The sequence below is a fragment of the Rhizobium sp. LjRoot98 genome (assembly GCF_964252935.1).
In the GTDB taxonomy this organism is placed as follows: Bacteria; Pseudomonadota; Alphaproteobacteria; order Rhizobiales; family Rhizobiaceae; genus Pararhizobium.
Genome location: NZ_CAXUPW020000009.1, coordinates 141,698 through 165,051 on the forward strand (window position 1 = coordinate 141,698; position 23,354 = coordinate 165,051).

Here is a 23,354-nt window from a genome sequence, read left to right on the forward strand (position 1 = left end):
GTTCCAAGGGGATGCGTTAATTCCGGCTGGCGCCGTAATAGGCTGCGAGCGCCCGGATATCCTCGCCACTCAGGCCCGCCACCGCCTTTGTCATGACGTCAGCGAAGGGACCGCCGCCGCGGATTCCAGCTTTAAAGAGGCTGAGCTGGTTTTCGAGATAGGCTGCGGGCTGCCCGGCAAGACGGGGGTAGGCGGGATTGATGTCGGCTCTGTCGTGACAGGCACCACAGGCGGCAATACCCCGGGTCTTATCTCCTACTTCCGCAAGCGTTCTGCCGCGATCGATTGTCCCGGAAAATGGTCCGGACCGTTCCGGCGTGGTGTGGCGGGCAAAATAGGCAGCCAGGTTTCGACGGTCCTCATCCGATGTCTGCGACAGCGCGGCCTGCATGACCCCACTTGGCCGTTTTCGTGAGACAAATGCCGTGAGGCTGTCGCGAAGATAGCTTTCAGATTGACCGGTAAGCTGCGGGATAAGACTGGTCTGGTCGAGCCGTTCGGATGAATGACAGCCCTCACAGGTTTTCAAGAGATGTGCAAAGTCTCGAGACTGGGTGGCGGAGAAGGCGGCAAGGCGGCGATAGGTAGTCGTGTTCATCTGTGGGTAGGCCCGCACGAAGGCCACCATCGCCCAGACCTCATCTTCCCGCACCACTGCCGGCCAGGCGGGCATGCCGGTATAGCGTACGCCATGCCGGACAATCTCGAATAGCTCTGCATCGCTCCAGCTTCCGGCGACGTCTTTCAGGTCTGGTGGCGGTGGTAGCATGTTTTCAGCCGCGGCCGGGCGCGGCATGGCGGGGGAGCCGTGACAGCCGGCGCAGCCGATCTCGTAATGACCGGCGGCAAGCGGCAACATGGCCGGCGTGAAGGCGGGAGGCTCCGTTCCAAGCGAGGCAGTGCGTACCGATGATCGCATGACCCAGTGCAGGAACCAGTCCGTGACCCGCCAATGCCCGGTGCTGGCGCGAATATCGAGAAGGCCGGACCATGCGAAGAGCATGCCGGCTGCGGCCAGTGCCAGAATTGCGGCGGTGATCCGCTTCCAATCCAAAATCATCGGCAGTGCTCCGAGGATGTGGGCTTCAGGATATCGGCAAGCAGGATGACGGCTCCGAGCAGATAGGCGGCGGCGCCGACCATCAGCATGATCACGCCGCCGAGTTGCTGATCGGCTTCCCGGCTGAGCATGATCCCCAGACAAATGACATCGCCTGCGCCATAGAGGGGGCGAGGCGCAAGTGTCAAAAGGACGCCAAGCAATGTCATATGGATCGAGGTGAACAGCAGACCGACAATGCCCGCGAGCCGCCGAGGCCCCTCAGCTTGCAGCCGGAAACACGCGGCCCAGAGCAGAATACCGGCGAGGAGGAAACTGGCCTGCTCCGCGATCATGGCATCAGCGCCGGTTTCCGCCAGTTTTCTCATGGCTGGCACATGCCAAACCCAGACCACCACCAGCTCGATTAGCGAAGCGAGGATCGGTCCGGAACGACCGAGATGTGGGGTCGGATCAAACCGGGTGGCCCTGATCGCCACGGCCAGGAATGGCGCTGCTATGGTAACGGTCGTCATGTGCACGATCATGTGGGCGACCAGCGAGCCGCTGTTCCAGCTCAGTGCAAGAAGCACAAGGGCGAGCAACAGGGCGGTTATGCCTGCTGTGAGAGGCGCTGTTTTCATCGGGCGCAAACCTCGATGAACAGCAGCGGAACCGAAACGAAGATGACCGCAATGAAACTGAGGCCGGAGAGCAACAGCGTTGCAAAACCCTGAAACAGCAATCGGTCGTGGCGTGTGGGCGCGTCATGGGGCGGATCACCACTGCCAAAGCCCCATTGCCGCCACGAAAGCCAGGCTGCGGCGAGAATGGCGACCAGTGCCACGACCGTTATGGCAAACAGGCTCAGGCGAAGCCCGTCAAAGGAGAAAGGAGCCTCTGATGCCTTCGCGCAATAAATTGCCGCTGCTGCATAACAGGCCAGGAAATGCAGCGCCCAGACGACCGGCCCGGTAAACAGCGTCCACAGCGTTTCTACTTCCCTGGGGATCAGGCGCATCACCGCACCTCCGGAAACAGGCCAAGCACCCCAAAGGATATCATTGCCGTGATCATGAGGAAGTGCCAGTAGAGCATGACATTGCGCAGATCGGCATCGTAGCTCGCCGTCAGCCGCCCGGCAAAGCTCCCGGCCAGGCAGTAAAGTTGCATGATGATGGCGACGAGGCCGTGCAGAACGGTCCACAGGGAAATGACCCAGACGATTGCGGGATAGACATGGACGGTCGGCTGCATGTCATGCAGGTAGGGCCCGGCCAGCCCGGCGAGACAGGCCGCAAGCGTGATAGGGACAGAACCGAGAAGCGATAGTCGCGCCATCCACACCCGATCGTTCGCATTGGCATGACGGGCAAGCAGCATGGCGAGCCAGGCAACGGCGAAGAGCGCGACCGCCACGATCGGCCAGCCCGCACCCGGGCCGGGCAGACCTGCGGTGAAATCCGGATGGATCGTCCAGTAGAAGAAATAGCCGAACATCAGGCTGGCAAAGGCCGTGCCATCCCCGGCCATGGTGATGAACATCGCCCACCAGCCGACGGAGGCCGGGCCGGAAACATAAAGCGGCAAGGTGACACCGAGCCCTATATCTCTCTCGTTCCGTTTGGGGATTTCGCTTGTTCCCGTCCACAGCCATATCAAGATTGCGCCAAGTGTCACGATTCCACACAGCACTGTCAGCAGCCACCAGTGAAACGTGAGCGCGATGAAGACGCCTCCAAGCGAGAGCGCCGAGATTATCGTGAGGTAGGATGTGCCGCCAACGCGCAGGCATTGCACTGGCTCGGCATCGAGCACGGATGTCACAAGCGTTTCGCGCCGGCCATCCTGCGTGTCGGGAAGATAGAAGCGGCCCTTGTTGACGTCGTCGATCAGTCCCGGCTGGTCCCAGAGCGGGTAGCGGCTCCTGATAATCGGGATGGAGCGGACGCCCCAGTTTTCCTCCGGCTCGCTGATCCATTCCAGCGTTCCGGCATTCCACGGGTTCATCTTCCCCTTCGGTTCGCGGTGCTTGGGGCGCAGGATGTCGATGACGATGAGGGCGACACCGGTGGCAAAAATGAAGGCGCCGACGGTGGAGATCAGGTTCAATAGGTCCCAGCCGACCTCGGCGGGATAAGTGAAGACCCGGCGCGGCATACCGCGCAGGCCGGTCAGGTGCATTGGAAAGAAGGCGACGTTGAAGCCGATGAACATGAGCCAAAAGGCAATCTTGCCCAGTCTGTCGGAAAGTTTGCGCGCGTTGATCAGGGGATAATAATAATAGATGCCCGCCACGACTGGAAAAAGCATGCCGCCAATGAGCACGTAGTGCAGGTGCGCGACGACGAAGTATGTGTCATGCGCCTGCCAGTCGAAGGGCGCGAGCGCCACCATCACGCCGGTCAGCCCGCCGATGACGAAGATCGCAAGTCCACCTGCGCCGAACAGCATCGGCAAGGAAAAGATTACCCGGCCAGCCAGCATGGTGGCGATGAAAACGAAAATTTGTACGCCCGTGGGAATGGCGACCGCTTCAGACGCAGCCGAGAAAAAGGCGAGCGAGATCTGCGGCAGGCCAGTGGTGAACATGTGATGCACCCAGAGACCAAAGCTTAGGAAACCGGTGCCAACCGCCGCAAGGACGATCCAGGAATAGCCGATGATCGGACGCTGGGCGAAGGTCGGAACGATCATCGCCATGAGGGCGATGGCGGGTAAGAAGATGATGTAGACCTCCGGGTGGCCAAAGATCCAGAAAAGATGTTGCCACAGCAGGGGATCACCGCCGCGCTTCGCATCGAAGAACGGCCAGTCGAACATCCTCTCCATTTCGAACAGGATGTCGCCGGCGATCAGCGGCGGAAACGCAAAAAGGATCATGCCCCCGACGATCAGCAGATACCAGGCAAACAATGGCATCATGTTGATGCGCATGCCGGGCGCACGGCACTTCATAATACCGACGATGATTTCGACTGCTGCAGCGATCGAGGCGACCTCGATGAAGGAGAGGCCGAGCAGCCAGATATCGGCGCCGATGCCGGAATATTCCTTGTCGGTCGCAAGCGGCGGATACATGAACCAGCCGGAATTGGGGGCCGCGTTGAAAAAGATCGATCCGCAGACGAAGACACCCCCGAGCGCGAAACTCCAGAAACCGAAGGCGGAGAGCCTGGGGAAGGGCAATTCGCGTGCCCCCAGCATCGAGGGCAAAACGAAGATCGCCACAGCCTCGAAGATCGGCACGGCAAACAGGAACATCATGACGGTGCCATGCAGGGTGAAGGCCTGATTGAACATGTCCGCGGACAAGAAGTCGTTGTCGGGCACGGCGAGTTGCAGTCGGACCAGAAGAGCAAGTACGCCCGCAAAAAGCATGAAGATGAAAGCGGCCGATCCATACCACAGGCCGATCTGGGTGTTGTTGACAGAAGTCCAGTAACGCCATCCTGTGGGATTGGCCCAGACGCGGCGCAGCTCCTCCTCCTGCACGTGGGCTGTTCTTTCCGAGGATGCCGCGTTCGTCATTTGAGCCCCCCGAGATAGCGGGCCATGTCGTCGATCTCGCGCTGAGGCAGCATGTCGAAGGCCGGCATTTTTGCGCCGGGCTTGACCGAGACAGGCGAGCGGATGAAGCGGGCGATATTCTCCGCCGTATTGGCAAGCGCGCCGGCGCCGATCGAGTGGCGAGCGCCGACCAGGGTTAGGTCAGGCGCGGTTGCTCCGCCGATTTTCTCACTGCGCAGAGAATGACACCCGAGACAGCCGTGCCGTAGCATCAGTTCCCAGCCTTGATCGGCGGATCTTTCGTGGCCGGAAATCTGGCGGCGGCGCCAGACTTCGAAGTCCTCCTGTTCCATGACAACGACGGAAAAGGCCATGTAGGCGTGGGACGTACCGCAGAACTCGGCGCAGGGCGCGCGGAAGATGCCGGTGCGTTTCGGTGTCAGTGTCAGGAAATTGGTTCTGCCGGGGATCATGTCCATCTTGCCGCCGAGTGCGGGGATCCAGAAGGAATGAATGACGTCTGTCGCATCGAGTGAAAACGTCGCCGGCTGCCCGACGGGCAGGCGGATTTCGTTGGCGGTCTCGAACCCTGGATTGCCGTTGACGCCAGGATATCGGATGCGCCACCAGAACTGCTCGCCAGTCACCTCGATCGCCCCATCCGTACCCGCGAGCGGATTCCATGGACGAATGACCGGCATCAGCCAGACCGCGTAGACGAGCAGGGCGAGAAGCACGACCACTGGAAAGGCGACGCCGCCCCAACCGATGAGGGCGCTGGCCCATGCCGGCGACCACGATGTTTGTCGATGCCGCGCCGCGTATGTGTAGAGAGCCGAGACGCCGAGCCAGATTGCAACGCCGCCGATAACCATCACGATGAAGAGGCGATAGACCGCTTCCGATTCTTCTCCGGCGGGATCGAGGGCGGATTGTTGTCCGCCGCAGCCTACCAGAATGAGTGCGGTGAAGGGGAGGAGATATCGCAGGATTGTCGGAGCCCCCCTTGTGTTCGACCTTCTAAGCTTTCCGATATGGAGCGGCGTAAGCCGAGGGCAAGGTCCCTTACAAAACCCAGCTCGCCGGGAACCATTGCGATCCATGATCGTTCGCCTCCCAAAGGAAGGAGCACATCATGTCAATCGAAGACTATGCAAGGTCCTTGCTGGCCGAAATGGGAGCGAAGTCCGATACGAAACCGGCCGACGCAGCTGAGCCAGCGGAAGACAAGCGGCAAAAACCCGAGCCGAACAAGCCTGATCCTGAGGAGGTTCAGTACCCGGGTTACTTCGAAGGAAGCGGCAGCCTCTGACTGCCAGCGCAAACCAGAAGCATCTCCTCGGCCCAAGGTCCTTGCGTGCGCGCCGCCTAGATCAGGAACACATCCTCGACTGCTCATGTGTTGAAGCTGATCGAAGAAGCTTTCGGCTCACCCACGATACAAAGCCCCGCATCAGCCGGATGGCGGCAAGGTGAATGCGTTGTCGGTACACCGCGGAAAATCGTGGCTGCGCCCACGTCGATCATGAGGAGTGACGCCTGAGGAGCTGATTTTGCAGTTCAGTTTGGGCCGGCGTGGCGCGTCTTCGATCCTGACGCTGGTCAGCCGTGTCCAAACGGGCAGCTCACCGGCTCCGTCACCGGCGTAAGGTTGCGTTGAGAGCGAAATGCTGCCGATCTCTCGTGGGCCAGCTTTCTGAGCCGCATAATGGAGCCCAGAGGTTGGTGCGCTGCAACGCCGTTCCAGGGGCTAAAGCGCATGCCATCATCGACAGCTTCCGCACGTTCCTCATTCCACGCGGGCTGCGGCCCTGCAACGATGCGAGCGACGGTGACGAATGGGCTCTTCGCCTCATCCCAGGCATCCACACCTTCGATCGGCATGTTGTCGAGGTCAGTGCAGAGTTGCGCCCGCAGATGCCACACGGCTGTTTCGCTTTCAAAAAACGCCTGGACGCCGTGCCGTATGACCTCTGCGTCTTGCGACGTATCAACTTTGCGGTCAGCCAGGGCCTTGAGATTGTCTGAGGCAGGAACGATAGCGTATTTGGCGATGTAGCGGCCGTGGCGTAGCGGCAGTTGGGTAAAGAAGCTATCGCCGAGAATATGCGTCTGGGGATTGCCGCCGAGCGCCTTGAGCAAGGCGCTTTCGGTGCCAAGCGTTTCAAGTGTGCCTTCGACCTTCTTCAGAATGCTGGCAAGAACTTCCTTCGTGCCTTCCAGGCGGTCGGTCGTGGCGGCGAGCAACTTGAGATTTTTCAGGAAGGCCTTTCTACTCGGGGAATTGAACTCCTTGCCGGTCACCATCACGAAATCCTGGCTTGTCGAGTCTTCAGAACCGGCCAGCCGCTCGCCATCGACATTCATGACCTTCAGCGCCATGCCACGCGGCGTCGAAACGCTGTCATGCCGAAGGTCGCCGGGTGTCGTTGAAAGACGGATGATGGCCGCTTGTGTACCGGGCGTTGCAAACACGCCCTGCGCCAGCTCCGGCGCCAGGTCGTTGAGGATTTCAACTTTTGCTTCGATCAGTCCGTGGCTCTTGGCATGGACCGAGCGCATGGCATGACCGCTATCGGCATAGGTCTTTTCCGCAATCGACAACATGGTCGTCGCCAGTTCTCGCGCTGTTTCAGGTTCATCCGGCTGAAGAGCCTCGACATCAGGCGAAAAGGGAAGAGGTGTGACTGGCATTTTGCTGATCATTGTTCTGTCCGTTCTGTAAGAATTTTGTCCAGCGTGATCGGGAAGCTGCGGATGCGTTTGCCCGTCGCGTGGAAGATGGCGTTGGAAACGGCGGCCGCGACGCCGACGATGCCAATCTCACCAAGACCCTTGACGCCGATCGGGCTTGCCTTGTCGTCGTCCTCATCCACGAAGATCACGTCGACATCCTCGATATCGGCATGGGCGGGAACATGATACTCGGCGATATTGTGGTTCATGATGCGGCCGGTGCGGTGATCGACCAGGCCTTCCTCATGTAGCGCAGAGCCGATGCCCATGACGACGCCACCCAGGATCTGGCTGCGCGCCGTCTTCGGATTGAGGATGCGCCCGGCGGCAATGGCGCTGACCACCCGGGTCACCCGCACCACGCCCAGCTCATCGTCGACCCGGACTTCCACGAAGACCGCCGAATGGGTGTAGGCAGCAAACTTGCGCATGGTCATCATGTCGGGACCCACCTTGGCATGTTCCTCGATGCCGGAAAGGCCCGCGCGTTCCATGATCTCCGAAACGGGCATGCCGATCTGATGGTTCGCTTCCAGCACCAGCCGGCCATCGGCGATTTCAACATGTTCTGCCTTGGCTTTCGCGAGTGGAGAGGTTTCCAGTTTCTGCGCATGTTTCAGCAACGTGGCAATCACCGATTTGGAGGCTGCCTGTACCGCCGAACCTGTCGAGGCTGCTGTCCAGGAGCCGCCCTGGACTCCCGTTTTCGGGAGGGTAGAGTCGGCAATCCGGACTGTTACATCGCGCAGCGGAATATCGAAAGTATCGGCGCTCAGTTGGGCAAGGATCGTATAAGTCCCCGTGCCAATATCTGAGGCTGCCGCCGATACCGTCACCTTGCCATCGCCGGAAAGCCGGACGCTGGCTTCGGCCGGCGACATCGTGGCCTCCCATATGCCGCTTGCCATGCCCCAGCCGATCAACTCATGTCCTTCACGCATGGATCGGGGCTCGAGGGATCGTTTCGACCAGCCGAAGCGGGCTGCACCCTCGCGGAAGCAGGCGTGCAGAGCCTTCGAGGTAAATTCCTTGTCCTGCATCTGGTCTCGGTGAGCGAAGTTTTTGACACGAAGCTCAAGCGGGTCGATGCCGCAGACGTAGGCCAGCTCGTCCATTGCTGTTTCCAGCGCCGTTACCCCGGTTGCTGCACCAGGTGCGCGCATGTCTCCCGGCGTCGATACATCGAGCTTGGCTATCTCATAGCTGATCTTGACGTTGTCGCATTTGTAAGCGAGCGCCGACCAGTTGGCGACGTTCTCCTGATAATCCTCGTAGCGCGACGTTGCATGAACCGCGTCGTGCATGACGGCCGTCAGACGCCCTTCCTCATCGGCTGCAAGAGAGACGGTCTGAAAGCTTGATGGGCGCCAGGTCAGATAGAACATCTCGCGACGGCTCATCTCGGCCTTGATCGATCGCTTCAAATCGAGACTGGCCATAACCGCGAAAAACAGCTGGTGCTTTGGCCGGAGTGCTTGCCCGAAGGCGCCACCGACGAAGGCATTCTTGACGACCACTTTATCCGGATCGAGACCAAAGACCTGACAGATATATTCGTGCGAATTCTGCGACCCTTGGGTCTTGTCGTGGATTGTCAGTTCGCCGTCCTTTTTCCACAGAACCGTTGTGGCGAAAAGCTCCATCGGGTTGTGATATTCACCGCTCATCTCGTAATCGGACGAGATGCGATGCGGCGCTTCCTTAAATGCCTTTTCGGCGTCACCGCGCGGCGGCGGCGGTACGAGCTGCTTCATGCGCGGAACCGGGGGCGCATAACGGTTGGGAAGCTCGCTGCGCAAATCCGTGTGCGGACGAGCGGCCGCGTAATGGATCTTGATAAGGGCCGCGGCATCGCGCGCCGCCTCGAAGGTTTCGGCGACCACGAAGGCAACCGGCTGACCGTCGAAGAGGATGCGGTCGCTTTCCAAGGGGCGCAAAGGATGGCCGGGGAGGGCCACCTCATCTTTCCATTTGCTGTCGCGCCATGCCGTATCAGGCCTGTTTTCGTGGGTGTAGACCTTGATCACGCCCGCAAAACGTTCGGCATCGGTCGCATCGATCGCAAGAATTCGACCCGTGGCGATGGTCGCCGGCAGGACATACCCGAAGAGCATAAATGGCTCATAGTGCTCGGCAGCATAGGGCGCGCAGCCGCTGACTTTCAACGGGCCGTCGATGCGGGCTGTCGGCACGCCGACCACTTTGGATGGATTGAGCATGGTCTGGGCTCCCTGTTATTGTATTGCTTTTACAGCCTGGTCCTGCGGCGTTCCCGCCGCAGCTTGGCGCAGCGCCCGGATGATCGCGTTGCGGGCGAGCAATATCTTGAAATCATTCTGCCCTTGGCCCTTGGCGTCGATCAGCAGCCGCTCGGCGATTTCCCGGAACGTGGATTCGCCTATCGCTCGATCGGCGAATTCGCGCTCCGCAAGCGTGTCCCGCCAAGGCTTGTGGGCTACGCCGCCAAGCGCAACACGAAGGTCGATGATGCGGCCCTTGTCGATTTCGATGGCTGCGGCAACGGAAACGAGCGCGAAGGCATAGGAAAGGCGGTCGCGTATCTTCAGATAGGTGTGGTTTTGGCCGAAAGGATTGGGGGGCAGTCGCAGGCCAGTAATCATTTCGCCGGTCTGCAAGGTGTTGTCCCGTTGCGGCTCATCGCCTGCAAGCCGGTGAAAATCAAGAAAGGCGATTTCTCGCGCTCCCTGCGGCCCTTCGACCTCAACCACCGTGTCGAGTGCAGCGAGCGCAACACACATGTCTGAAGGATGAACAGCAATGCAAGCCGGGTTAGCCCCGAGAATGGCGTGGATGCGGTTCACACCGCCGATTGCAGAACAGCCCGATCCGGGAGCACGTTTGTTGCAAGGCGCAGCAGTGTCGTAGAAATAGTAGCAGCGGGTGCGCTGGAGCAGGTTTCCACCTGTCGTGGCTGCATTTCGAAGCTGCGGCGACGCGCCGGCAAGGATGGCGCTGGACAGTAGCGGAAAGCGAGCTTTCACGCGCTCGTCGTACGCGACAGCCGAGTTGCTGGCGAGGGCTCCGATGCGCAAGGCCCCATCGGGAAGATCGGTAATCTCCTTCAAGGGCAGGCTGTTGATATCGATGATCATGCCCGGATGCGTGACATCGTATTTCATCAGATCGATCAGATTGGTGCCGCCGGCAAGTAGTTTTGCATCCGGGTTTTGTGCAAGCGCCGCAATGGCTTCCTTTACGGTTTCAGCGCGGTTGAAAGAAAAGGGTCTCATTCCGCAGCCTCCTTGACGGGCCGGATTCTTTGCGTGTCCATGACCTCCTCGATGGCATCGGCGATATTGGTATAGGCGCCGCAGCGGCAGAGATTGCCGCTCATCAGTTCGCGGATCTCGGCACGGGACCGGGCGTGGCCTTCTTTGACCAGGGCCACGGCGGAACAGATCTGCCCGGGAGTGCAATAACCGCACTGATAGGCGTCATGTTCGACAAAGGTTTCCTGCATCGGATGCAGTCCGTTTGGCGAGCCGAGGCCTTCGATGGTGATGATGCCAGCGCCGTCGAGAGATACGGCGAGCTTCAGGCAGGAATTGATGCGCTCGCCATCGACAAGAACCGTGCAGGCGCCACACTGTCCATGATCGCAACCCTTTTTTGTGCCGCTGAGCTCAAGGGGACCGCGCAGAAGGTCGAGCAGCGTTGTCCACGGGTGGAGGGTAAATTTCTGTCTTTCGCCATTAATCGAAAGCGAGATCTTGCAGACCGGAAGATCGGGGGAGCGCGCATCGGCCATGGACAATTCCTTTCACATGTGAAGGAAGCGTAACGGCAGCAGATGCACATTGTTCCTGACGGGAGGGCACACTTGGCTCCTCCCAGCTCTTTCACTTCTTTCAGTCGAAGAAAGGAAGCATCGTGAAAGAGAAAATTCTGACCTCCGCCGGTGGCGGGAGGACATACATTCTCGTACTGGACGAGGGCGATGAAGCGCTCACCAGCATTGTGGCCTTTGCGGAAAAGAACGAAATTTCGGCTGCCTCCGTGACGGCGATCGGCGCGTTTCGTGAGGCAACTGTCGCCTTTTTCGAGTTTGAGGCCAAGACGCACCGTGAAATTCCAGTCGCTGAGCAATCCGAAGTCTTGAGCATGATCGGCGACATCGCGGTTGACGACGCCGGCAAGGCCAGTTTGCATTTGCACGTGGTTCTTGGGCTATCCGATGGCAGTACGCGTGGCGGCCACTTTATCAGGGGCTGTGTGCGGCCGAGTGCGGGAAACAGCCGCCAATCTTCGCCGCAGGAAAGACGAAAGTCTGGGTATTGCACTGATCGATCTGTCGGCAGAAGCCTAGGGGTATTATCTCAGCGCTCAAGCCGCGAACTCTAAAATGACGGAGAGCCCCAGGGTCTGTGCATCCCGTGCATTTTCGACGAGCACGATCGGTGCATTGATCCGATAAGGCTCCGCTATGGAGAAGCAAAGAGACCAAAGTCTTTGCATCCCCGCGAACGGTTTTGGGGCGGGGACTTCGGTCGCGTCGCGATCGATGCGAAATCACGACGGATCTTCGCGGTATAGGAGGGCGAAATGGGTGCCTCAGGATACGGGGTTTGGGTGTTTGGTTCGCCCCCTGACAGCAACGCCTTGCCCAGAAAACCGCAACCAGGGCGTTTGCAATTTCCGCCTTTGCCCAGCCCGCGCGGACTGCCTCTTCGATCGGTCACTTGACTTTACCCTCTGACGCATCTTTGCAATCCATCACGTCCTTCGCGATGTCGTCGCAAGCTGTCTGCTTCATCAGAGCCGCGAACGTCGTCCGCGCCTCCATCGCAGCCGTTCAGACTACCTGCATCGCGCTCCGAAGCGATCGGTCTGCCAATGAAGTGATTATGTCCGGAACGCTAGGTGACATTTGTGTTGTGCGGGAATGTGGTCCATACCATCCCTAGATCGCGCTGCGTTGGGATTCGACCAAGTTCTTCAACATTAGCGGCAGAATTCCACCCGCCTTCAACGTGTCGAGCTCAGCGGCCGTCTCGATCGCCGCGACAGCTTTAAATGTGGTGTTCTCGCCCCCATAACGTTTAATGACAATGCCGATTGGACAACGCGGCGAGATCAGGTCTTCCTTGGCATGGATCTCAATGATGTCACCCGACTTCATAGCGAGCTCATCTGGTCCCAAACCCTCCGGCAGTCTCATTGGCAGAATGCCCATACCGATAAGATTGGAACGGTGAATTCGCTCATAGCTTACAGCAAGGACCGCGCGTGCTCCCAGAAGCGATGCTCCCTTCGCTGCCCAATCTCGCGACGAACCCATGCCGTAGCGTTCGCCAGCAACAATCACCACGGACTGTTTGCTCTCGGCGTAGCGATTGGCGGCCAACCAGAGTGGGAGGACTTCGCCTGATGGCGTATGAATTGTCGATCCCGGTGGAATATCGCTCCCCAGGAGATTTTGAACAGTTCGGTTTGTATATAAGCCGCGAACCATCGCTTCCCAGTTGCCCCGCCGCGAAGCGTGAACGTTAAGGTCTGTTGGGACTTCTCCTCGCTCGACGAGATACCGGCCCGTTTCACTTTGCGCCGGGATCGCTCCAGCTGGCGAAATATGGTCCGTCGTGATGTCGTCACCGACAACGATCAGCGGATGCGCCTCGTACGTGCCGAGCAAGCTGCCTTTTCCGAAGCCTGCGAACGGCGGCCTGCGGATGTAGGTCGACGTCTCGTCCCACGGAAACAATGCTGTCGCGGGCGCCTCGACATCATGCCAAGCCTTGCTGGCCTCGGCTTCGTCATAAGCTGGTTTGAAGTCCACCGCATCGGAGGCAAGTGTAACGGCTTCGTCGATCTCCTCGCTCGTTGGCCACAGCATCGACAGGGTCACCGCCTGCCCATCGGGCGACCAACCGATTGGGTCCGTCAGAATATTCAGTTCGACGGTTCCTGCCAGCGCGAAGGCCACGACAAAGGGAGGCGATGCGAGGAACCCGGCCTCAAGCTGCGGGTGTACGCGTCCCGGAAAGTTTCGGTTACCCGAGAGAACAGCGACCGGGAGTATTCCTCGTTCCGTCATTGCGACGGCGATCGGTTCGGTCAATGGTCCGGAATTGCCAATGCAGGTTGTACAGCCGTATCCGACAATCCCGAATCCGACCGCTTCAAGATCCTCCAATAGCCCCGACCGCCGCAGGTATCGCTCTGCTGTGGGCGATCCCGGCGCGAGCGACGTCTTCACCCAAAGCGCCGGATGAAGACCAAAAGACCGCGCCTTTCGCGCCAGTAAACCCGCCGCGATCACGAGTCGCGGATCGGAGGTGTTGGTACAGCTTGTAATAGCCGCGATGGCGACCGCACCATCGTTTGGTTCGGAAGTGTCGGCACCAACCACCGCTCCGCGTTTCATCGACGCGATCGCCGCAGCAGTGTCGCCCACCGATATCCTGTCCTGAGGACGGGTCGGTCCGGCAAGGCTGGGCTCAATTGCCGATAGATCGATCTCGACCACATACGTGTAGCGGGGTGTCTCCTCCGGATCGAACCAAATCCCGACGCGCTTTGTGTAGGCTTCGACCAGATCGACCTGCTCCGACGTTCGTCCCGTCGTCCGGAGATAGTCAATCGTGCGGCCATCGACCGCAAAGTAGCCGGAATTACCGCCAAACTCGGGCGTCATGTTAGCGACCACCGACCGGTCGCCGGCCGTCAGCGCCGACACGCCACGCCCAAAGAATTCGACATACTTGTCCTGAAGGTCGCTCTTGCGAAGGATATGCGTCACAGTCAGCGCAAGATCGGTCGCAAGCACCCCATCGCGGAGACGTCCAGTCAGGCGAACGCCGACCACATCAGGCACCCGGAGCGACACGGGCATGCCGAAGAACACGCTCTCCGCTTCCAGCCCGCCGACGCCCCATGCGAGAACGCCAATGCCGTTGATCATCGGCGTATGGCTGTCCGTACCGATCAACGTGTCGGGCGCGGCCCAATGGCGACCGTCCTTCGCGATGGTCGACACGACCGTCGCGAGGCGTTCGAGATTGAGTGTGTGCATGATGCCGGTACCAGGCGGATGTACGCGAAACCCGGTGAGCGTATTGGTCGCCCACTTCATGAAGCGATACCGCTCGGCATTGCGCTCGAACTCGCGTTTCATGTTGAGTTCGAGCGACGCAGACCCGCCATAGGCATCGACCGCCAGGGAGTGGTCCGTCGAGACGTCCACCGGGACAACGGGATTGAGAAGCGCGGGATCATAACCCGCTTCTGCCAGCGCCGACCGCATTCCGGCGATATCAACCAATGCAGGACCGCATGTGGTATCGTGCATCATGACGCGATTGGGAAGAAAAGGAATCTCCAACTCACTCGAACCCGTCGCAAGCCAGTCAATGATCGCAGCCTTGGCTCTCGCAGCGTCTTCGCCTGCTGTTCGAAGAACGTTCTCCAACAGGATGCGGTGAATATAGGGGAGCGACCGAAGCCGGTGCCCAACCTCCGCTGGCAGGTCGATGACGTCGTACGCCACCCCGTTTACCGTGAGTTTCGATATGATGGTCATCCCAACTCTCTCAATCGCATGTCCGTTTTGGAAGAGGATCGTCAGGAACGAAGTCGCAAGGTCATCTATAAATCACATTTTATCGTAACAAAATGTAATACGCCTTTGGCCGCGCGAGTTTCCTCCCGGTCCCCCTTCTGATTACACTTTCGGTGTCTTGATCCTGCTGGCACCCATGATGTGGGTGTAGAGGAAGGCAGCCGCCTCTGATCGTCGATCACTCTCGAGAAGATCGAGGATATGCAAATGCTCTGCCGTCTGTTTTGGCAGGCGGCTGCGATCGATGGTGATCTGGTACTCCAGAAGGCGTCGCAGTCTGTTGATCCGCTTTATCGCGTCCAGGAAAAATTCGTTTCCGGAACACGCGACAAGCATTTCGTGGAAGTCGTTATTGGCTTTGAAGATTTCGACCCGTGACCAATGTTCGTATCCGCCGTTTCCAAGTTCCGTCTGTGTCTCGCGCGCTCTTCGAAAACCGTCCGCATCCGATTGGAACGTCGGCAGCAGCATCGCCTGCTGCTCGATGACGGCGCGAAATACATATCCTTCCTCATAGCTCTTCTTCGACATGAGTGTCTGCTTGAAAGACCATCCATTGCCCGGAAGACGCTCGATCCATCCCTCGTCGGCAATCCGGTGAAGGATCTTCAACAGCCGGGTTCTTGGCACCTCGTAGATACGCATCAACTCGCTTTCGCTGATGCGCTCGGCAAACTTACCGGACAGGCGATCGTCCGCGATCCTGAGATAAATCGCATCGTCGCCCGCGCCAGTCTGCCCATTCTCAGACTCGAGACCGTCGATTGCCTCGCCGTTCACCGCAAGGAAATATCCGCGGTTCGGCTCAGCTCGCACGATGCCTCTCTCTTCGAGCTTTTGAAGAGCGCTTATGATTGGAGCACGCGACACGCGGAAATTATCGGCCAACATCTGCAGAGGCAGATGATCTCCCTTTCGCATCGCGTTGGATTTCACGAACTGGATGATGTCCGTGCTGATCCGGGGTGAGAGGCTGTTTCTGGCCATGGCTTTTCCGTAAGACCTGTTCTTTCAGTCAGAATTTCCACAGTGATATGCGCCGGCTGGCGCAGTCAAACAGATTTGCGCCGTCAGTCCTCGTCTTGACGGAACTTAGAGAGACCTCTGAACACGAACGGTGCGACCAAGGCAACAAGGGCTATGCCGATCATGGTCGCCGAACTCGGGTGCTGCAACAGGATCATCGGATCGCCAAGGCTCATCTGTAGGGAGCGACGCAAGGCACTGTCTGCGAGGGGCCCGAGGATCAGACCGACAACTGCGGGAGCGATAGGATAGTCATAGCGGCGCATCACAAATCCGACGACCCCGAAACCCGTCAGCAGCAGCAGTTCCGTCACGGATGGGTTTGCCGCAATGGTTCCCATCGAGGCGAACACGAGAATGCCAGCATAGAGCCAGGGCAGCGGAATTTTGAGCAGCTTCACCCACATCCCGACCAGAGGCAGGTTGAGGACAAGCAGCATGACATTGGCGATGAACAGGCTGGCGACCAGTCCCCAGACGAGGTCGGCGTGCTGTGTGAACAGCAGGGGACCCGGCTGGATGTTATACTGCTGGAAGCCAGCGAGCATGACAGCGGCCGTGGCAGACGTCGGCAATCCCAGCGTCAGCAATGGAACCAGCGTGCCAGCTGCGGACGCATTGTTCGCAGCTTCCGGACCGGCGACGCCTTCGATCGCCCCGTGGCCGAATTCTTCCGGCTTCCGGCTCAGCTTGCGCTCGATCGTATAGCTCAGGAATGTGGGAATTTCCGCGCCGCCGGCAGGAAGTGCGCCGATTGGAAAGCCTATCATCGTGCCGCGGAGCCATGGCTTCCATGATCGCTTCCAGTCTTCTCGGGTCATCCAGATCGAGCCCTTCACTGGGATAGGCTTCTCGGGCTTGTAGAGATGACGCGACGCCACGAAGAACGCTTCGCCGATCGCGAACAGACCGACGGCGAGTGTGGTCACTTCGACGCCATCCAGCAGTTCCGGAACACCGAATGTCAGGCGAGCTTGCCCCGTTAGCTGGTCAATGCCCATCAGTCCGAGCCATAGGCCGAACGCCAGACTGGTCAGTCCCCGCAGAGGCGATGACCCAAATGTTGCCGACACCGTTACAAACGCGATCAGCATTAGGCCGAAGTAATCCCAGGGACCAAATTTGACGGCGATCTTCACCAAATAGGGTGCGAGAACGGCCAACCCGGCTGTGGCGATCAAGGCCGCCACGAACGAGCCGATCGCGGCGGTCGCGAGCGCAGGTCCGCCGCGTCCGGCTCGTGCCATCTTGTTGCCCTCGAGCGCGGTGACAACCGATGCGCTTTCGCCGGGCGTGTTGAGAAGGATCGCAGTGGTCGAGCCACCGTACATGCCGCCGTAATAAATTCCGGCGAACATGATGATCGAACCGCCAGGATCCAGCTTGAAGGTCACGGGAAGCAGAAGTGCCACCGTCAGTGCCGGCCCGATACCTGGCAGAACACCTACGGCCGTTCCAATCAGGACGCCGATGGCGGCGTAAATAAGGTTCGCAGGCTGGATAGCCAGCGCGAAGCCATCGATCAAAAAGGAAAGTGTATCCATCAGAGCTTCCTCAGAAGAGCCGCTCAAGCGGGCCTTGCGGCAACGCGAGCGTCAGGAGCTTATTGAAGAGAAGAAACACCAGGATCCCGATGACCGCTCCGAGACAGAGATCGACGAGAAGGGCCTTGCGACCAAACGCCCGCGCGGTCAGTGCGAAGAGAAGCGTCGAGCCCAGGATGAAACCGCCACCGAGCCAGATCGATGCGATCAGCCCTGCAAGAGCAAAACCGATCCAGCCGACAGCCATCCAATCCGCAGCCTCGACTTCGATGTCGGATGGCTTGAACGCGCTGATCAGATGGCCGATCGCAAGGACCACGAACAAGATTGCCACAAAATAAGACGCCGCGCTGGCGCTCATCCCGTAAGTTGCTCGAACCTTCATGTGGCTGGCATCCCAATACGTGATGAAAGCCATGGTGAACAGGACGACAGCGATCACCGCCGTTGGACGGTTGGGAATGCGAAGAGTTTTCTGGGTCATGGTGTCCTCGTCGCACGCGGAAGCGGCACTTGGCGGCTTCCGCGCGCTTCGTCAGGTTAGTTTGCTAGACCGATCGAAGTGAGGATGGTCTTCACACGCTCGGTTTCCGAGCCGATGAAGGCCTTGAACTCGTCGGAGGGCGCATAGTAGTCGGTCCAACCGCGGGCTTTGAGGACTGCCTGCCATTCGGCGGACTTCACCGTTTTCTCGACGGCAGACTTGAGCGCGTCGAGATCAGCGCCTTCGACGCCCGGACCCGCAAAGATGCCGCGCCAGTTGACGAGTTCGATATCAAGGCCCTGCGCTTTCAATGGTTTTGCCTCAATGCCTTCGATCGGCTCCGGATAGGAGATCGCCAGCGCTCTAAGGTCGCCGGAGTTGATCTGGCCTTCCCATTCGCCGTAACCCGACACGCCCGCAGTCGCCTGACCACCGAGCATGGCTGCAAGCGACTCGCCGCCGCCGGAATAGGCGACGTAGTTGATCTTGCTTGGGTCTGCACCCGCTGCCTTGGTGACGAGCGCGGCAAGGATATGATCCGCACCGCCAGCCGATCCGCCAACCCAGATTGTCGTAGCCACGTCCTTCTTAATCGTCGCCAGCAGATCGTCCATCGTCTTAATCGGCGAATCCTTCGGAACCACTATCACGAGCGGGTCGCCGGTCAAGCGAGCGATCGGGGTGACCTGGGTCAGATCGACCGGCGACTGGTTGGAGATGCTTGCGCCGACCAGCGTGATGCCTGCGACCAGAAGCTGGCTAGGATTGCCCTTCGCGGAGCCGATAAACTGGGCAAGACCGACCGTGCCACCTGCGCCGGGGACGTTGATGACCTGGACGCTCTTTGCATTGCCGCTCGCCATCATGGCTTCCTGCATGGAGCGGGAGGCCGAATCCCATCCGCCGCCAGCACCGGCGGGCGCCATGATGGTCAGTTCCAGATCCTGCGACGAAGCCGGCAGCGGTCCCAATCCTAAAGTGCCGCCGACGAGGGCGGCGAGAAGTCCGACTTTAAAATAATTGCGCACAGCGATTTCCTCCTGCTGGTAAGGCTCACCTCCTGAGCCGCGTGCGGAATTTGCATTATATAATTATAAAAGTAAATATGGGTGGAAGCCAGTTTTCCATCCGTTTCCAAATTTTTCGGTGATAGCCTGAGTTGTTTCAAACGGCAGTGGCTTTGATGGGATAGACGGTTTGTCTTCGAATTGGCCGCCAATGCTTGAGTTTTAGGACGTGTGCTCCATTTGATCTGCCCATACGCCGAACATCACGGAGGAGCTGATCGAATGACGCGGAACATCATGGCGCTGGTATTTGCCGCCGTCTGCGGACTCTGCAGTGCGGGAGTGACACATGCCGAGCAGGTGGCAGTGAGATCGACCACGAGCATAAAGAACGATCTCAGTTATCTTATGTATACGCCCGACGACTATGCGTCGTCCGACACGGTGTATCCACTTGTCGTGTGGCTTCACGGCGGCGATCAGGGCGGGACAGATATCGAGAAGGTGAGATCGAGCGGCATTCCGAAACTGATCGAAGATGGCAAGAAATTTCCCTTCCTGGTGTTTTCACCCCAGAACCCAAGTGAAGAATTGCTGTATCCGATCGAGAAAGTGGCAGCTGCGCTCGACGAGGTCATGTCGAAGTATCGTGTCGATCGCACACGGGTCTATGTCGTGGGCTTCAGCCGCGGCGGCTTCGGCACTTGGGCGATGGCGGAACAGTTTCCCGAAAAGTTTGCCGCTTTCGTTCCGATCGCCGGCGGCGGTAATCGTCACTACCTGAGCAGGACGAATGACAAGGCGTCCTTCTGGGCGTTCCATGGCACAAGCGATGACGTCATTCCCTTGTCTGATTCAGTCGTGCTTTACGAACGCTTAGTCGGTCTGAAGCGGAATGCTCGTTTGAGCGTTCTGGAAGCCGTGGATCACTCGGGCGTCGAGTGGGCTGCTCTGAACGATCCGGAACTTTGGGATTGGCTTCTGAAGCAGCGCCTTGAGGCCGCGCCACAGTAGATGTCTGAATCTTTTTTCCGTACCACGAAAGGGCAATGGCGAGGCGTCAGGTTGGCGCCGCGTTGTGGTCATCGAGCCTGGAAGGAGTGGAACCATGTCATGTAGGGAGGTATCCCTCGAAAGGCCCCCATATACAATCGGGCCAAAGTCCGCCAAGCTCGGCACGACGTCATTCAAGCTCGGCACGACGTTATTCCAGAGATCGGCCTCGAGGTTGAAGCCCAGTACGAGAAGAATAGGACATGATTTCTCCCGGCCCCGACCCCAGAGGGACCGGAGGCGAATGGACGCAATATCCAACGATCACGCCGATAGTGGCACGAAGCCCTACACCAGCCCCCGTCCGACTGAGCCGGAGAGGCGGTAAAGAAGATATCCGGCCGGGGCGCAGACCAACGGCTATACAGTAAGCGAGAAAAGAAAGAGCGTTTGTCTCCACGTTAGCAAGACACGACCGATCGGCCAAAGGTGCTGCCTATCTTGCCAACTGAACGCCACAAAGTTTTTGCGGCTGATATCTCAAATATGACTACGCGCTTCACTGCCTTTAGGCAGGCTTTGCGGCTATGAAAAGTGTGTGCAATTGCAATTTTCAGGTTCGTAAGGTCCGGGGCAGTTAGGCGATCCACGAAATGTCGGCGTAAGGCGCAACGAGCGTGTTCGCATCACGCTGTCGCTGGTTCGAGTACTCGTAAAAGAACCAAGAGTTGCAAGCCAATCAAGCGGCAGGCAAGGTCGTTATCGTAGAGAACAACAAGCTGCCGGATTTCGACCCCGCCGCTTGTCTCCGTTTCGGTCTTAGTGCCGATGCTCCGGCATGTCCTTCAGCTGGTCCTTTGTCCATCCGGTAACGGCATGGACGTCGCCATCGTCATCCCGCATGAACTCGAGATCCGTCAGCGGGACCGAAACCGGTTTGGCTCCAATACCCAGGAACCCGCCGACATCGATGATCGCAGTGCTACCAGCGCCTGCACCATGTACGTGATCGACTGTGCCCACCTTAGAGTCGTCTGCGCCATAGACTGTGGCGCCTTCGAGAATGTCGGCGGTGAGCTCGCCAGCCGCGAGGCGGACGTGGTTTGTATGATCCATTGCTTCCTCCATTGATTACTTTCGTGTGCGAGAACAAACTCGACGCCGCACAAATTGTTCCCGTGAGAGGTGCCTGCAAGGACCATGTGTGCGAAGGTCGGGGTCGGATCGCGGCGCCTCGAAGCATAGTTCTGCTCGCACCGCGCTAGAGCGAACGTCGGAGCCGTGACTGGCGGAACATTGTCGCTTCGCATGTGTTTTCGGGGAGTCTTCTGTGTTTTTCGCTGTTAGCAGGGTGGGCATCGCTGACGCTGGAGCAGGCCCATGCCTGCGGGTGCGGAAAGCCCGTGGCGGTCAGGTACGTCTGGTTGCTCTGCGGGTAAACAGGACGTCCCTAAGGAATGGAGGCAAGTATGATGGAGGCGAACATGGCCGGGGACCTGCACAACGATGTCCGTGAGAGGCTTGAAGATTTCGTCGACACTTTCGTCGTCAAAGGCGCACGGGCGGGCGATGTTATTGAAATCATCATTCAGGAGGCCGTTCGTCTGCGCGAAGCCTATGATCGTGATCCAGACCCGGCGGATGATAGCGGCACCGACCTCGACGCCGAACCCTCGAACGACTGGCCGTCGGCGGGCAGCCAGCCGAAGCCGGGCGGTTCGTAATCGTGGCGCATACCGGAAAGGATAAGAATGCTCTCAGGGCAATCCTTGAGGACGTTGTGGCCCGTGTGCGCAAAGCGACACCAGACCTCCTGGAAGAGGCAGCCGCAAAGGCTGAAGTAGCCGGCAAAGTGGCGCCGGTTAAACGGGACTTCGAGCAATTCGGCATCGCTGTGTTCCTGCAGGACGGGCAAATGGCGGCAGCTGGCAATTCCAAGACACCCTTTCCAATCCAATCTATTTCCAAAGTCTTCGCGCTTGAGGTCGCTCTTGATGCGATTGGTGAGAGAGTTTGGGAGCGCGTTGGCCGTGATCCGTCCGGCGACCCGTTCAATTCGATCATCGATCTGGAACGCGCAAAGGGCGTGCCGCGCAACCCGTTCATCAATTCAGGCGCACTGGTCGTCTGCGACATCCTTGCCGGTATCGGTGGGCGTCAGGGGCCAAACAAGCACGTCGTAAGGTTCGTTGAACGAATGCTGGACGATGAGACAATGACGCTGGACCAAGGCGTCATGGACAGCGACCGCACCGGAGGGGATCTCAATCGATCGCTGATGTTCATGGCGAGACATCACGGTAACCTCAAGAATCCTGTAGAAAAGGTCATGGACGCTTACATCCATCAATGCGCCATCACACTCGACTGTTGCGGGCTTGCCAAGGCTGGCCGCTTTCTCATTCCGGGAGATCGCACGAGCGGAAACACCGTCAAACTCAAGGCTGCACGCAGGGCACGCCGCATTTTGTCGATCATGATGCTATGCGGTCAGTATAACGGTTCCGGCGATTTCGCGTATCGCGTCGGCCTTCCGGCAAAATCCGGTGTGGGCGGTGGGATTCTTGCGATCGCTCCCCACCAGGCATCGATCGCCGTATGGTCACCCGCGCTGGATCCCATGGGGAACAGCTGGCTTGGAACCCTCGGCCTCGAAATTTTGACGTCGAAAACCGACTGGTCTGTGTTCGGTGCAACCCGGCGCTGATGGTGTTTCGCAAAGCAAGGGCAAGGGTACCTCTTAGCGGGAGGCCAGCCTCGTTATCCGCGGCGGCATGGCTCTTTCAACGAGCGCCTCGATTTCCGTCTCGTTGCCGGCCGTCAATCGGTCCCCAAGTGTCATAGTTAATTGCGCCGGATCGGGCACCGGCTATTCTTTGCAAGCGTTTGGAGGTTGAGATGGAAAATGGAAAGCGCCACCGTGGTTCCTCTCCAAGAGGAGAGTTCGAGCAGTCGAAAGCAGTCTCAACGGCGATGATCGAAGACCAGCGAGCGGCAGACCGGCTGAAGACGGAGAGCCTGCGCGCTGCGCGGCTCCAATTGAAAGCAAGCCAGTCCGGCCCAATACCCGTTAAGCGCTGACCGGCCATGCATTGGCCGGGAAATGACTGCGGCGACTGTCGGGAAATGCAGCCGCACGTGGGAACCTACTTCGACCGCAATCGTTTGGGAAAGTGACGGAGGCAGGTTCCAATGAAGACGACCCACACAGAAAAGACTGACGATCTCCACGAAATTATCGATCAAAAGATAACGGCACTCGTGCTGGAGATGGAAAACGCGGATTGGCCAACGAGTGACATTGCGCGTGCCATCCATGACGTCGTCAAAACGCGATGGCTCGACACCGCTTCGTCGCTGGAGGAGGCAAGCCGGGCGGTCTCCAAAAATTTCGTATCGGATGGAAACGAGGGCTAGAACCCCGCTCGCGGCAATT

Annotated in this window: 21 protein-coding genes and 1 pseudogene; 7 read left to right on the top strand and 15 right to left on the bottom strand. The window is 58.9% G+C overall.

Features of this window, described 5'->3' with window-relative positions; genetic code table 11:
* Positions 1–16: 16 nt before the first annotated feature.
* The 5 genes from ACSQ3J_RS23990 to coxB are packed head-to-tail and all read right to left on the bottom strand — an operon-like array spanning position 17 to position 5,652.
* Entirely contained in the window at positions 17–1,060 is a 1,044-nt protein-coding gene (locus ACSQ3J_RS23990) for a c-type cytochrome (protein ID WP_060501697.1), read from the bottom strand.
* Positions 1,057–1,683, bottom strand: coding sequence for a cytochrome c oxidase assembly protein (locus tag ACSQ3J_RS23995; RefSeq protein WP_436040485.1), 627 nt, complete (start codon positions 1,681–1,683; stop codon positions 1,057–1,059). The genes ACSQ3J_RS23990 and ACSQ3J_RS23995 overlap by 4 nt, the downstream gene beginning before the upstream one ends.
* Complete coding sequence (locus ACSQ3J_RS24000; RefSeq protein ID WP_060501701.1) at positions 1,680–2,060, bottom strand: hypothetical protein; 381 nt, start codon at positions 2,058–2,060, stop codon at positions 1,680–1,682. Before ACSQ3J_RS24000 ends, ACSQ3J_RS23995 begins: the two co-directional genes overlap by 4 nt.
* Positions 2,060–4,570 (bottom strand): cytochrome c oxidase subunit I, encoded by a 2,511-nt coding sequence (gene ctaD / locus ACSQ3J_RS24005; protein ID WP_436040486.1) that lies wholly within the window; start codon positions 4,568–4,570, stop codon positions 2,060–2,062. Before ctaD ends, ACSQ3J_RS24000 begins: the two co-directional genes overlap by 1 nt.
* Positions 4,567–5,652: a cytochrome c oxidase subunit II gene (coxB, locus tag ACSQ3J_RS24010; protein ID WP_082511931.1), complete on the bottom strand. Its 1,086-nt coding sequence runs from the start codon at positions 5,650–5,652 to the stop codon at positions 4,567–4,569. The genes ctaD and coxB overlap by 4 nt, the downstream gene beginning before the upstream one ends.
* A gap of 32 nt (positions 5,653–5,684) precedes the next feature.
* Between coxB and ACSQ3J_RS24015 the strand changes: the two genes are divergently transcribed.
* Positions 5,685–5,861 carry a hypothetical protein gene (locus tag ACSQ3J_RS24015; RefSeq protein ID WP_156397364.1) on the top strand — a complete coding sequence of 59 codons (177 nt, stop codon included), beginning with the start codon at positions 5,685–5,687 and terminating at the stop codon, positions 5,859–5,861.
* A 290-nt stretch (positions 5,862–6,151) separates the two neighbouring features.
* Here the strand turns inward: ACSQ3J_RS24015 and ACSQ3J_RS24020 are convergent, their stop codons facing one another.
* The 4 genes from ACSQ3J_RS24020 to ACSQ3J_RS24035 are packed head-to-tail and all read right to left on the bottom strand — an operon-like array spanning position 6,152 to position 11,054.
* Positions 6,152–7,255, bottom strand: a complete 1,104-nt coding sequence (locus tag ACSQ3J_RS24020) for a catalase family protein (RefSeq protein WP_436040487.1) — start codon at positions 7,253–7,255, stop codon at positions 6,152–6,154.
* Positions 7,252–9,504: a xanthine dehydrogenase family protein molybdopterin-binding subunit gene (locus ACSQ3J_RS24025; protein WP_060501709.1), complete on the bottom strand. Its 2,253-nt coding sequence runs from the start codon at positions 9,502–9,504 to the stop codon at positions 7,252–7,254. Before ACSQ3J_RS24025 ends, ACSQ3J_RS24020 begins: the two co-directional genes overlap by 4 nt.
* Before the next feature lie 15 nt (positions 9,505–9,519).
* A complete protein-coding gene (locus ACSQ3J_RS24030; RefSeq protein ID WP_060501711.1) occupies positions 9,520–10,536 on the bottom strand; it encodes an FAD binding domain-containing protein in 1,017 nt (338 codons plus the stop codon).
* Positions 10,533–11,054, bottom strand: a complete 522-nt coding sequence (locus ACSQ3J_RS24035; protein ID WP_436040488.1) for a (2Fe-2S)-binding protein — start codon at positions 11,052–11,054, stop codon at positions 10,533–10,535. Before ACSQ3J_RS24035 ends, ACSQ3J_RS24030 begins: the two co-directional genes overlap by 4 nt.
* Positions 11,055–11,176: 122 nt before the next feature.
* Here ACSQ3J_RS24035 and ACSQ3J_RS24040 point away from each other — a divergent pair.
* Positions 11,177–11,612 (top strand): annotated as a pseudogene (locus ACSQ3J_RS24040) (PPC domain-containing DNA-binding protein).
* Between the two features lie 594 nt (positions 11,613–12,206).
* Here the strand turns inward: ACSQ3J_RS24040 and acnA are convergent.
* The 5 genes from acnA to ACSQ3J_RS24065 all read right to left on the bottom strand — a co-directional run bounded on the left by acnA (position 12,207) and on the right by ACSQ3J_RS24065 (position 18,946).
* The gene (gene acnA / locus ACSQ3J_RS24045) at positions 12,207–14,825 is read right to left on the bottom strand and encodes an aconitate hydratase AcnA (RefSeq protein WP_436040489.1); all 2,619 of its coding nucleotides are present in this window, start codon (positions 14,823–14,825) and stop codon (positions 12,207–12,209) included.
* Between the two features lie 141 nt (positions 14,826–14,966).
* Positions 14,967–15,851 carry a GntR family transcriptional regulator gene (locus ACSQ3J_RS24050; protein WP_060501719.1) on the bottom strand — a complete coding sequence of 295 codons (885 nt, stop codon included), beginning with the start codon at positions 15,849–15,851 and terminating at the stop codon, positions 14,967–14,969.
* An 83-nt stretch (positions 15,852–15,934) separates the two neighbouring features.
* Complete coding sequence (locus tag ACSQ3J_RS24055; protein WP_060501721.1) at positions 15,935–17,434, bottom strand: tripartite tricarboxylate transporter permease; 1,500 nt, start codon at positions 17,432–17,434, stop codon at positions 15,935–15,937.
* A gap of 10 nt (positions 17,435–17,444) precedes the next feature.
* Positions 17,445–17,918: a tripartite tricarboxylate transporter TctB family protein gene (locus ACSQ3J_RS24060; RefSeq protein ID WP_060501723.1), complete on the bottom strand. Its 474-nt coding sequence runs from the start codon at positions 17,916–17,918 to the stop codon at positions 17,445–17,447.
* A gap of 56 nt (positions 17,919–17,974) precedes the next feature.
* A complete protein-coding gene (locus ACSQ3J_RS24065) occupies positions 17,975–18,946 on the bottom strand; it encodes a Bug family tripartite tricarboxylate transporter substrate binding protein (RefSeq protein ID WP_436040490.1) in 972 nt (323 codons plus the stop codon).
* Positions 18,947–19,207: 261 nt separating this feature from the next.
* Here ACSQ3J_RS24065 and ACSQ3J_RS24070 point away from each other — a divergent pair, with 261 nt between their 5' ends.
* Positions 19,208–19,939 (top strand): prolyl oligopeptidase family serine peptidase, encoded by a 732-nt coding sequence (locus ACSQ3J_RS24070; RefSeq protein ID WP_060501728.1) that lies wholly within the window; start codon positions 19,208–19,210, stop codon positions 19,937–19,939.
* 798 nt (positions 19,940–20,737) lie between these two features.
* Here the strand turns inward: ACSQ3J_RS24070 and ACSQ3J_RS24075 are convergent.
* Positions 20,738–21,034 (bottom strand): PRC-barrel domain-containing protein, encoded by a 297-nt coding sequence (locus ACSQ3J_RS24075; protein ID WP_060501730.1) that lies wholly within the window; start codon positions 21,032–21,034, stop codon positions 20,738–20,740.
* A gap of 353 nt (positions 21,035–21,387) precedes the next feature.
* Between ACSQ3J_RS24075 and ACSQ3J_RS24080 the strand changes: the two genes are divergently transcribed.
* The 4 genes from ACSQ3J_RS24080 to ACSQ3J_RS24095 all read left to right on the top strand — a co-directional run bounded on the left by ACSQ3J_RS24080 (position 21,388) and on the right by ACSQ3J_RS24095 (position 23,335).
* Positions 21,388–21,642, top strand: a complete 255-nt coding sequence (locus ACSQ3J_RS24080; RefSeq protein WP_082511932.1) for a hypothetical protein — start codon at positions 21,388–21,390, stop codon at positions 21,640–21,642.
* Between the two features lie 2 nt (positions 21,643–21,644).
* Entirely contained in the window at positions 21,645–22,625 is a 981-nt protein-coding gene (glsA, locus tag ACSQ3J_RS24085; RefSeq protein WP_060501732.1) for a glutaminase A, read from the top strand.
* A gap of 191 nt (positions 22,626–22,816) precedes the next feature.
* Positions 22,817–22,999, top strand: coding sequence for a hypothetical protein (locus ACSQ3J_RS24090; RefSeq protein ID WP_156397366.1), 183 nt, complete (start codon positions 22,817–22,819; stop codon positions 22,997–22,999).
* A 111-nt stretch (positions 23,000–23,110) separates the two neighbouring features.
* Entirely contained in the window at positions 23,111–23,335 is a 225-nt protein-coding gene (locus tag ACSQ3J_RS24095) for a hypothetical protein (RefSeq protein ID WP_060501733.1), read from the top strand.
* The last annotated feature ends 19 nt before the right edge of the window (positions 23,336–23,354 follow it).

Coding starts and splice junctions, on each gene's coding strand:
- ACSQ3J_RS24075 (WP_060501730.1), bottom strand. CDS start 21,034: ATGGATCATACAAACCACGTCCGCCTCGCGGCTGGCGAGCTCACCGCC.
- ACSQ3J_RS24055 (WP_060501721.1), bottom strand. CDS start 17,434: ATGGATACACTTTCCTTTTTGATCGATGGCTTCGCGCTGGCTATCCAG.
- ACSQ3J_RS24090 (WP_156397366.1), top strand. CDS start 22,817: ATGGAAAATGGAAAGCGCCACCGTGGTTCCTCTCCAAGAGGAGAGTTC.
- ACSQ3J_RS24030 (WP_060501711.1), bottom strand. CDS start 10,536: ATGAGACCCTTTTCTTTCAACCGCGCTGAAACCGTAAAGGAAGCCATT.
- ACSQ3J_RS23995 (WP_436040485.1), bottom strand. CDS start 1,683: ATGAAAACAGCGCCTCTCACAGCAGGCATAACCGCCCTGTTGCTCGCC.
- ACSQ3J_RS24060 (WP_060501723.1), bottom strand. CDS start 17,918: ATGACCCAGAAAACTCTTCGCATTCCCAACCGTCCAACGGCGGTGATC.
- ACSQ3J_RS24020 (WP_436040487.1), bottom strand. CDS start 7,255: ATGATCAGCAAAATGCCAGTCACACCTCTTCCCTTTTCGCCTGATGTC.
- ACSQ3J_RS24095 (WP_060501733.1), top strand. CDS start 23,111: ATGAAGACGACCCACACAGAAAAGACTGACGATCTCCACGAAATTATC.
- ACSQ3J_RS24035 (WP_436040488.1), bottom strand. CDS start 11,054: ATGGCCGATGCGCGCTCCCCCGATCTTCCGGTCTGCAAGATCTCGCTT.
- ACSQ3J_RS24080 (WP_082511932.1), top strand. CDS start 21,388: ATGATGGAGGCGAACATGGCCGGGGACCTGCACAACGATGTCCGTGAG.
- coxB (WP_082511931.1), bottom strand. CDS start 5,652: ATGGATCGCAATGGTTCCCGGCGAGCTGGGTTTTGTAAGGGACCTTGC.
- ACSQ3J_RS24015 (WP_156397364.1), top strand. CDS start 5,685: ATGTCAATCGAAGACTATGCAAGGTCCTTGCTGGCCGAAATGGGAGCG.
- ACSQ3J_RS24000 (WP_060501701.1), bottom strand. CDS start 2,060: ATGCGCCTGATCCCCAGGGAAGTAGAAACGCTGTGGACGCTGTTTACC.
- ACSQ3J_RS23990 (WP_060501697.1), bottom strand. CDS start 1,060: ATGATTTTGGATTGGAAGCGGATCACCGCCGCAATTCTGGCACTGGCC.
- ACSQ3J_RS24025 (WP_060501709.1), bottom strand. CDS start 9,504: ATGCTCAATCCATCCAAAGTGGTCGGCGTGCCGACAGCCCGCATCGAC.
- ctaD (WP_436040486.1), bottom strand. CDS start 4,570: ATGACGAACGCGGCATCCTCGGAAAGAACAGCCCACGTGCAGGAGGAG.
- ACSQ3J_RS24050 (WP_060501719.1), bottom strand. CDS start 15,851: ATGGCCAGAAACAGCCTCTCACCCCGGATCAGCACGGACATCATCCAG.
- ACSQ3J_RS24070 (WP_060501728.1), top strand. CDS start 19,208: ATGACGCGGAACATCATGGCGCTGGTATTTGCCGCCGTCTGCGGACTC.
- acnA (WP_436040489.1), bottom strand. CDS start 14,825: ATGACCATCATATCGAAACTCACGGTAAACGGGGTGGCGTACGACGTC.